1 protein-coding gene is annotated in these 1148 nt (G+C 62.6%); it reads right to left on the reverse strand.

The features are described from left to right. Window positions 1-15: 15 nt before the first annotated feature. Window positions 16-930 carry an IS110 family transposase gene (locus tag DCO49_RS20060; RefSeq protein ID WP_116865472.1) on the reverse strand — a complete coding sequence of 305 codons (915 nt, stop codon included), beginning with the start codon at window positions 928-930 and terminating at the stop codon, window positions 16-18. Window positions 931-1148: the final 218 nt, after the last annotated feature.

A 1148-nucleotide genomic window follows, 5' to 3' on the forward strand; every position in this document is an offset into this window, starting at 1 on the left:
GTAGCAACTGTCTTGTTAGGCGGAGGCCATCTGGGCCTCCGCGTCCCGCTTGCGGGCGTTGAGGATCACCAGCATCTTGCGCATCACCGCGACCAGGGCCACCTTGCCTGGCTTGCCCTGGTTGACGAGGGATTCAAAGAATTCCTTGAGCCTGGGCTCATAGCGTTTGGCGGTCAGCGCTGCCATGTAGAGCGCTTCGCGTACAACGGCACGGCCGCCGGTGATGCTCCGTCGTCCTTTCCAAGTGCCGCTTTCGCGGCTCATGGGGGCAACCCCTACCAAGGCCGAGATGGCTTTCCCGCTGAGCCTTCCCAGCTCCGGCAACTCGCAGGCCAGGGTTGCCATCAGCACCGGGCCAGCGCCTTTAAGCTTGGCAAAGTCACGCCATCCATCCTGCTCGGCCAAGAGCGCTGCGATGATGGAATCGAGCTGCTTGATGCTCCTCTGGATCTCGCGCAGATGCTGATTCAGCATGGAAATCAGGCTGGGTTCGCTGAACGCGCGCATGCGCTGATGCTCGCTCACCCGCATCTGCACCAGATGGCGCCGACGCTGGCACAGCTCACCCAGACGGCGCTGCCAGGCCGCTGGCGGAACGTAACGGGTCAGCTTGAGAGCGTCGGCCATGTGGGCCAGAACCATGGCGTCAATGCGATCGGTCTTGGCCTGCTTCCCGGCGGCTGAGGCGAAGCTGCGGCCACGGCCCGGGTTGATCCGCACCATCGGCAAGCCAGCTCCATGCAAGGCGTCCAGCGCCTTCTGTTCATAGCCGCCGCTGGCCTCCAGCACGACCTGCTTGGCTGGCCACTGCTGCAGCCACTTGATCAGACTGGCCCAGCCCCGCTTGTTGTTCTTGAACTGACGGAAGGCCTGTTCATGGACGGCCACATCCAGATTCTCACCGCTGACATCAATCCCGATCCCAAACATGGGGCAACTCCGCTAGGCTGACAGGGTCGAGAGCTCCCCCCGCTTGCCCAGTCTTATCAGTACGAGTGCCAGCTCGATCAACTGTTCGGGCGGATCAGGGAGAAACCGGCGCGGAGATCCTTGCTACAGAGCGATCGAAAAGACCTAGAGCCGAACGGTCGTCCGCGCCGGGCTCTCGGCACCTAAGGTGCCAGAGTCGGAAGAGATAAGAGCCGAGC

The organism is Stenotrophomonas sp. SPM (genome assembly GCF_003105135.1).
Classification (GTDB): domain Bacteria; phylum Pseudomonadota; class Gammaproteobacteria; order Xanthomonadales; family Xanthomonadaceae; genus Stenotrophomonas.

Coding starts and splice junctions, on each gene's coding strand:
- DCO49_RS20060 (WP_116865472.1), bottom strand. CDS start 930: ATGTTTGGGATCGGGATTGATGTCAGCGGTGAGAATCTGGATGTGGCC.